This is a genomic window from Nocardiopsis listeri (assembly GCF_020741345.1).
In the GTDB taxonomy this organism is placed as follows: Bacteria; Actinomycetota; Actinomycetes; order Streptosporangiales; family Streptosporangiaceae; genus Nocardiopsis; species Nocardiopsis listeri_A.
In genome coordinates this window covers 1-7,604 of the sequence record NZ_DYZD01000009.1, presented here as the reverse complement: position 1 = coordinate 7,604, position 7,604 = coordinate 1, and the positions used below count along the sequence as shown (strand labels likewise).

The following is a 7,604-nucleotide window of genomic DNA, read 5'->3' as shown; positions in this document are numbered from 1 at the left end:
GGCGCTTGCCCTGGTAACCACCGCCGACCGCGAGTCGGACCCTGCGGGTGGGCGACAGCGGGGCGGCGAGCAGCAGGGCCAGCAGGAGGGCGGCCAGCAGGATCGCCGGGGTGACCGACGGACCCATGTCGCTGTGGTCCGCGGCGATCTCGGTCTCGGTGTCCTCGTCGTCGGAGGAGGGAGTGACCAGCGGGAGTTCGGCCAGGTCCTCGGCCGAACCCGGCGGGAGTTCGGGCAGGTCGGCCTCACCGCGCGGCAGGTCGGGGATGTCCGCCCCGCTCGTCGGCACGTTGCTCCGGGGCGGTGTGCGGTCGGGGGTGCTCGGCGGCGTCGTCCGCGGGTTCGACGGGGTGTTCGAGGCCCGGTCGGAGGGGGTGGAGGAGGCGGACTCCTCGTCGTCGCCGTCCGTGGGGGAACTGGTCGGGGTCCGGGTCGGGCTGCTCGTGGGAGTGGGCGTGGGCGTGGGTGACGAAGTCTCGGAGGGTTCCTCGGTCGGGGTCTGCGAGGGCTCCTCGGTCGGGGTTTCGGAGGGTTCCTCGGTCGGTTCCTCCGTCGGTGTGGGGCTCGGCTCCGGTTCGGTGACCTTGATCGACCAGGTGTCGGATGTGACGGTCCGGTGCCCTGCGGGGTCCACGTCGGCGCACTCTTGCCCGGGTTCGGCCTCGGGGTTCGCCGGCCCGTAGGTCAGGGTGGCGGTCACCTCCGCGTCGGCGCGGACGGTGCCGGTGACCTCACCGACCGGCTGCGGTACGTTGCTCGCCGGCACCAGGGCACTGTTGAATTTCTCGGCCTCGTACTCCGAGGCTTCGACGCTCAGAGCGACCGGACAAACCGGCTCTTCTCCGCCGTTGGTCACGTTGAGCGTGTTCGGTGGGGCCGCCGACCCAGCGGGCAGTTCCACCGAGTCGAAGGTGAAGGCCAGCGTCACCGGTGTGGGCGCGGCCACGGCGGGCGCCGCGGTGAGGACCAGGGTGGAGCCGATGAAGACGGCACCGAACATCGCGGGTGTTCTTCGGACGAACGAGGGGCATGAGGGGGTCGTCGCGGCGGGGACGGGCATCGGGGCGATCTCACTCCTTGCGATGGCGCGCCAGTGTGGCTCGGTCCGCGCCCAGGGGTTCCGCCGCGCCAGCCGTGACCCGCCGGGTGCCTCACCGATCCTAAACTCTGCGTCCGCTCAGTTCGAGCCCCCCTTGGCGTTCGATTTACCACGGGCCCGGGACGTTCACCGTTCGTCCAGGTGAGCGGTGCCGGACGCGACTCCGGGACGTCCACGGGTCGACGCGGACGCCCCGGGACGGCGAAGGTCGTGGGTCCTACCCGGCCCCTGTGTCCGTCGAGCGGGCCGCGGACAGCTCGGCGGCCTCGGCGGGGGTGTCCGGCACCGCCGGGACCGACCGGCTCGCCGTGTCCGGAACGAACCGGTAGCCGACGTTGCGTACGGTGCCGATCAGCGACTCGTACTCCGAGCCGAGCTTGGCGCGCAGTCGACGCACGTGGACGTCGATGGTGCGGGTGCCGCCGAAGTAGTCGTAGCCCCACACCTCCTGGAGCAGCTGGGCCCTGGTGAACACCCGGCCGGGGTGCTGTGCCAGGAACTTGAGCAGCTCGAACTCCTTGAAGGTGAGGTCGAGGATGCGGCCGCGAAGCCGGGCGATGTAGGTGGCCTCGTCGATGACCAGGTCACCGCGGCGGATCTCGTCCGGGTCGTCGCTCACGGCCTCGGCGGCGCCCACAGCCAGGCGCAGGCGTGCCTCGACCTCGGCGGGCCCCGCGCCGGCCAGGACGAAGTCGTCGACCTGCCAGTCCGGGGTGAGCGCCGCGACGCCCCCTTCGGTGAGCACGACCAGCAGCGGACAGTTCAGTCCGGTGGTGTCGATGAGGCGGCAGAAGTTACGGGCCGCCGCGAGGTCGGTGCGGGCGTCGACGAGAATGGCGTCGACGGGGGCACTCGATCCGCCGGTGGCGCCCGAGGCGAGAAGGGCGCCGGCTTCGGCGGGTGCCACCCGCACCGAGTGCAGGAGAAGGCCCAGAGCGGGCAGGACGTGGTCGGACGGTTCGTTCGAGTTCGTCAGTAACAGCAGATGGCTCATGCGTCTCTTCTCGTCGGCCCGCGCGTGGCGGGCGATCGAAGGCGCCATTGCCCCCGGTGGAGATTTGTTGAATACGTCGCCTCCGAGCAACACCAAGGATAATCAACAGATGGCGAAGTGCACTATCAGGTACTGGGCGTCGGCGAAGGACGCGGCCGGAACGGCCGAGGACACGCTCGATGCGGACACGTTGGAAACCGCTCTCGACGCGGCGCGTCGGCTGCACCCGGACGACCGCTTCCAGCGCGTGCTGGGGTCTTCTTCGCTCCTGGTGGACGAACGTCCGGTGGGCAGGCGGGCGCATGCTGAGGTGGCGGTCACGGACGGGACTGTGATCGAGGTCCTACCACCCTTCGCCGGTGGGTGAACCGATGACCGAGGGGCGGACACAGGCGTGGAATCGGAGCGGAACATGACGGAAACCTCGGCTTGGGCGGGCAAGGCGCGCGTGGTGATGCTGGGTCGGCAGGGATGCCATCTGTGCGAGGACGCCTGGTCGGTGATCACCCGTGTGACGGACGAGCTCGGGGTGGGCCGGGCCGAGGAGTCCTTGGACGCGGTCCCGCCGGCCGACCGGGAGGAGTACTGGGACAAGATCCCGGTGACCTTCGTGGACGGTCGTCGGCACGACTTCTGGCGGGTGTCGGAGGGGCGGTTGCGTTCGGCGCTCTCCGGCTGAGCCGCTTCCGTCCACGATTGGCGAGTCCCGTCCCGGTCTTCTTCCGGAGCCTTTGCGTCGCGCGCTTTCTCCCACCGGTGTCGTTCGTCCCCCTCGCCCCTCGAACGTCCCGAATGGGGGCGGTGGGCATTTCCGTCCGCCCGGAATGCGGGGTTGTGATCCCCGTCTTTCCGGGTGGACGCGAGGCGGTCATTTGTGTGAACTCCTCCGATGGACATCACATGCCACCCCACTTTGTGCGTGCTTTCACAAGCGCGTAATCTGGAGGCCCCGAACATCACGTAGGTCGGGGGAAGCGCACGGATCCGGTGACCCACACGGCCGGGGACGGGCGCGGCCCGCAACCCCGCCCGAACCGACCTCCCCCTGGAGCGCCCGCCTGTGATCAGTCGCCCGCCTCGCCCCCGGGACAGGGGCATCCCGGAGGCCACCGTCGCCCGACTCCCGGTGTACCTGCGCGCCCTGCAGGCACTCCAGGACCGCGGCACCGCCACCGTCTCCTCCGAGGACCTGGCCGGAGCCGCGGGTGTGAACTCGGCGAAGCTCCGCAAGGATCTGTCGCACCTGGGGTCCTATGGAACGCGCGGAGTCGGGTACGAAGTCGAGTACCTCGTGTACCAGATCTCGCGTGAACTTGGTCTCACCCAGGACTGGTCGGTGGCCATCGTCGGCATAGGCAACCTGGGACGCGCGTTGGCCAACTATGGGGGGTTCGGCACTCGCGGGTTCCGTATCGCGGCACTGCTCGACGCCGACCCGGAGGTGGTCGGACGGTCGGTCGCGTCCCTGGACGTGAGGCATATTGACAACCTGGAGGAGGTTGTACGTGACAAGGGTGTGTCCATCGGGGTCATCGCCACTCCGGCCGGTTCCGCACAGGGTGTGGCCGGCCGCTTCGTCGAGGCGGGCGTGACCAGCATCCTCAACTTCGCCCCCGTCGTGCTGAATGTGCCGGACGGGGTCGATGTGCGTAAGGTCGACTTGTCCATCGAACTCCAGATCCTCGCCTTCCACGCGCAGCGAAGGGCCGACGGCGACGGCCCGAACGCGGAACGGGCAGGGCTGGAAGTGACATAGACACAGGGTCCTTCGGACCCGTACAGGCGGTGGCGAAGAGCGAGCGTGCGCCGCGTTTCGGGGGGCTGATGGCGGGGGTCCTCGGTCCTACCCGAACATGGAGAGGCATAAAGCCTGCAATGGTGCCTGCATAGGAGTGCGGATGAGTGTCCTGGCCGTGGGGTTGAGCCACCGGAGTTCGCCGGTGACGCTACTCGAGCGTGTCTCGTTGAACGGAGAGACGCGGAGCAAGGCGGTCGGGGAGATGGTCGTTTCCGACGCGATCAACGAGGCGATGGTGGTCTCCACCTGCAACCGCACGGAGATCTACGCCGACGTCGAGGGCTATCACGGTGGGGTCGCGGCCATCACCGAGCTGCTGTCCTGGCACACCGGCGTGAGCCTGGGCGAACTCTCCGAGCACATGTACGTGCACTATGACGACCGCGCCGTCCAGCACCTGTTCTCCGTCACCTGTGGCCTCGACTCCATGGTGGTCGGCGAGGGCCAGATCCTCGGCCAGGTCCGTGACGCCCTCAAGGACGGGCAGGAGACCGGAACCGTCGGCCGGGTCCTCAACGACCTCGGGCAGCGCGCCCTTCGCGTGGGCAAGCGCGCCCACACCGAGACCCACCTCGACCACGCCGGCGCCGACATGGTCGCCTTCGGCCTCAGCGTCGCCACCCGCGATCTCGCGGTGACCCCCGACCCCGGCATGCCGGTCTCCGCCGTCACCCCGCCCGCGGGCTGCCCCATGTCCGGACAGGACACCTCCCGAACGAGCGAGAAGGCTCCGCGCTCCCTCAGCGCCGTGCTGCCCTCCGGGCCGCTCACCGGTACCAGCGTGCTGGTCCTGGGCGCCGGCTCCATGAGCGCCCTGTCCGCCAACACGGTCGCTCGCCAGGGCGCCCGGACGGTCATCGTCGCCAACCGCACCCACGAGCGCGCCGCCCGCCTCGCCGAGTGCCTCAACGAGGCCTACGACACCGTCGACGCGCGCACCGTTCCGTTCACGGACGCCATCGACGCCCTCCCCGACGTCGACCTCGTCATCTCCTGCACCGGCGCCCAGGGATACGTCCTCACCGCCGACCAGGTGGCCGCCGCCACCCAGGGGCGCACCCGACCGCTGGTCTTCCTCGACCTGGCGCTGCCCCGAGACATCGACCCCGCCGTTCGTGAGCAGGACGGCGTCCGTGTCGTCGACATCGAGGACCTGCGTCAGGCGGCCTCCTCCGACGACGTCGAGGGCGGAGGCGACCCCGGCCGCTCCAGCGCCCTGGAACTCGTGCGCGGAATCGTCGAAGAGGAGGTCGACCAGTTCCGGGCGGTGCGCCGCGCCGAGCAGGTCGCGCCCACCGTCGTCGCCCTGCGCTCCCAAGCACGCGAGGTCGTCGAGGCCGAGCTCTCCCGCCTGAACGGCCGACTGCCCGACGACCTCGACGACCGTACCCGCGAGGAGATCGGTCGCGCGATGCGTCGCATCGCCGACAAACTGCTGCACCGACCCACCGTGAGGGTCAAGGAACTGGCCGCGTCCCCGGATGGGGAGTCCTACGAGACCGCGCTGCGCCGGCTGTTCGACCTCGACACACAGACCACAGAGAAGCCGCGGGCTCCGCGCAGGATGGCCGAGACCGGACGGCCCGACACCGCGCGGACCGCACAGGAGAAGGCATGAGCGCCACACCCGCCAAGCTCGGCACCCGCCGCAGCACCATGGCGACCAGTCAGTCCCGGATCGTCGCCGACACGATCACCGAACGGACCGGTCAGGCCATCGAGCTGGAACTGATCACCAGCTTCGGTGACGTCACCAAGGCCCACCTGACCCAGCTCGGCGGCACCGGGGTGTTCGTCAACGCGCTGCGCGACGAACTGGCCGCGGGCAGCATCGACTTCGCGGTGCACTCCCTCAAGGACCTGCCCACGACCCCCGCGGACGGACTCGTCCTCGCGGCCATCCCCGAACGCGACGACCCACGCGACGCCCTGTGCGCCCGCGACGGGCTCAAGTTCGACGACCTGCCCGCCGGCTCCAAGATCGGTACCGGTTCACCGCGCCGCGTCGCCCAGCTGGCCGCGCTGCGTCCGGACCTGGTCTACGTGCCCATCCGGGGCAACGCCGAGACGCGCCTGGGCAAGGTCACCTCCGGTGAACTCGACGCCGTCATCCTGGCCTACGCCGGACTGGGCCGAGTGGGCCGTCGCGACGCCGTCACCGACGTGTTCGACCCCGAACGGATGCTGCCGGCCCCGGGCCAGGGCGCCCTGGCCGTGGAGTGCTCCACCGAACGCGCCGAAGGCGACCTCTCCTACCTGTCCGCCGTCGACCACGCGCCCACCCGCGCCGAGGTCGTCGCCGAACGCGTCGTGCTGTCCGAACTCGAAGCCGGTTGCGCGGCCCCGGTCGGTGCCTTCGCCGAGTACGGCGAGGGCGTCCTACGGTTGCGCGCGGCCGTGGTCGCCACCAACGGCTCCACCGCCATTCGCCGCGAGCGCACCGTGGACATCTCCTCCCCGGAGGACCTCGACACCGCTGTCGCGCTCGGTCGCGACCTGGCCCGACAGATGATCGCCGAGGGCGCCGACCGCATCGTCGCGGAGGCCTTCGCCGAAAGGGACACCCCCTAGAGACCATCCGGGACAGCGCCGGCCGCTGTCGTGGAAGACCCGCGCGGGTCGCCTCATCCGCAACCGTCCCGGAGACCGCACCCCGGGAGGCGGGCGACCCACATACGAGGAGCGAGTACGTGAACGCCAACGCCAACCCCCTTCCGGAGGAACCGCGTCGCAGCACGCGCGAGCCGGGTCACGTGGCCCTGGTCGGCTCCGGTCCGGGAGGGGCCGAGCTGCTGACGCTGCGCGGCGCCGAGCTGCTGCGTCGCGCCGACGTGGTCATCCCCCCGCGCGAGCCCGCGGGGGAGGAGCTGGCCGCCTTCCGGCGGGACCTGCTCACCCACTGCCGCGAGGACGTGTCCGTGGTGGAGGCCGCCGAGTGCGGCGGCGACATCAACACCCTGGCGCTGACCCGTGCCCGTGAGGGACAGCGGGTCGTGCGCCTGTACTCGGGGGACCCGTTCTTCGGCTGCCGAGGAGCCGAACTCGTCGCCGCCTGCAAGGAGGCCGACATCGAGGTCGAGGTCGCGCCCGGTGTCTCCTCGATCACCTCGGTGCCCACCTTCGCCGGCATCTCGTTGCTGGGGGAGGACGTGCCCGAGCTGCGCGTCCTGCACGCCCGCCCGCACGGCGGCAAGGAGGTCGACTGGCAGGAGGTCGCGGCCGGCGACGCGCCACTGGTGATCCTCGGCGCGGACGCCCCCGTGGGCGAGGCGCCCGAGCACCAGGGCCCCGGCTTCGACGTACTCTGCAAGACCCTCATCGCCGGAGGCCGTCCGGCCACCACACCCGTCGCCGTCGTTCGCGCCGGCGGGACCACCAAGCAGACCACCGTGATCTCCACGCTGGCTCGCCTGGTCGCCGAACTCAAGTCCACCGACGCCAAGAACCACCACGTCACCGCGCCCGCGATGATGATCGTCGGCGCCCCGGTCGCCCGCCAGGCCGAACAGTCCTGGTACGAGACCAGGCCGCTGTTCGGGTGGCGCGTCCTGGTGCCCCGTACCAAGGAACAGGCCGCGTCCCTGTCCGAGCAACTCCACAACCACGGTGCCGTGCCGGAGGAGGTGCCCACCATCTCGGTGGAGCCGCCCCGCACCCCGCAGCAGATGGAGCGGGCCGTGCGCGGCCTGGTCACCGGCCGCTACCAGTGGGTC

8 protein-coding genes are annotated in these 7,604 nt (G+C 70.6%); 6 read left to right on the top strand and 2 right to left on the bottom strand.

Features of this window, described 5'->3' with window-relative positions; all coding sequences use genetic code 11:
* Together K8V84_RS00490 and K8V84_RS00485 are read right to left on the bottom strand one after the other, a co-directional pair.
* Positions 1–1,000, bottom strand: a 1,000-nt coding sequence (locus K8V84_RS00490) for a hypothetical protein (protein ID WP_304069153.1), incomplete at its 3' end; no start/stop codon positions are given.
* A 316-nt stretch (positions 1,001–1,316) separates the two neighbouring features.
* Complete coding sequence (locus K8V84_RS00485) at positions 1,317–2,093, bottom strand: response regulator transcription factor (protein ID WP_304069152.1); 777 nt, start codon at positions 2,091–2,093, stop codon at positions 1,317–1,319.
* 109 nt (positions 2,094–2,202) lie between these two features.
* On the opposite strand from K8V84_RS00485, the gene K8V84_RS00480 reads away from it, so the two are divergent.
* The 6 genes from K8V84_RS00480 to K8V84_RS00455 all read left to right on the top strand — a co-directional run.
* Positions 2,203–2,460, top strand: a complete 258-nt coding sequence (locus tag K8V84_RS00480; RefSeq protein ID WP_304069154.1) for a MoaD/ThiS family protein — start codon at positions 2,203–2,205, stop codon at positions 2,458–2,460.
* Between the two features lie 45 nt (positions 2,461–2,505).
* Entirely contained in the window at positions 2,506–2,772 is a 267-nt protein-coding gene (locus K8V84_RS00475) for a glutaredoxin family protein (protein WP_304069151.1), read from the top strand.
* Positions 2,773–3,153: 381 nt separating this feature from the next.
* A complete protein-coding gene (locus K8V84_RS00470) occupies positions 3,154–3,849 on the top strand; it encodes a redox-sensing transcriptional repressor Rex (protein ID WP_304069150.1) in 696 nt (231 codons plus the stop codon).
* Between the two features lie 142 nt (positions 3,850–3,991).
* A complete protein-coding gene (locus tag K8V84_RS00465; protein ID WP_304069149.1) occupies positions 3,992–5,509 on the top strand; it encodes a glutamyl-tRNA reductase in 1,518 nt (505 codons plus the stop codon).
* Entirely contained in the window at positions 5,506–6,462 is a 957-nt protein-coding gene (gene hemC / locus K8V84_RS00460; RefSeq protein ID WP_304069148.1) for a hydroxymethylbilane synthase, read from the top strand. Before K8V84_RS00465 ends, hemC begins: the two co-directional genes overlap by 4 nt.
* A gap of 119 nt (positions 6,463–6,581) precedes the next feature.
* Positions 6,582–7,604: SAM-dependent methyltransferase (locus tag K8V84_RS00455; RefSeq protein ID WP_304069147.1), on the top strand; the 1,023-nt coding region annotated here is incomplete at its 3' end.

What these genes read in the sequence shown, in the direction of transcription:
- K8V84_RS00485 (WP_304069152.1), bottom strand. Translation starts at nt 2,093, where the DNA reads ATGAGCCATCTGCTGTTACTGACGAACTCGAACGAACCGTCCGACCAC.
- K8V84_RS00475 (WP_304069151.1), top strand. Translation starts at nt 2,506, where the DNA reads ATGACGGAAACCTCGGCTTGGGCGGGCAAGGCGCGCGTGGTGATGCTG.
- K8V84_RS00465 (WP_304069149.1), top strand. Translation starts at nt 3,992, where the DNA reads ATGAGTGTCCTGGCCGTGGGGTTGAGCCACCGGAGTTCGCCGGTGACG.
- hemC (WP_304069148.1), top strand. Translation starts at nt 5,506, where the DNA reads ATGAGCGCCACACCCGCCAAGCTCGGCACCCGCCGCAGCACCATGGCG.
- K8V84_RS00480 (WP_304069154.1), top strand. Translation starts at nt 2,203, where the DNA reads ATGGCGAAGTGCACTATCAGGTACTGGGCGTCGGCGAAGGACGCGGCC.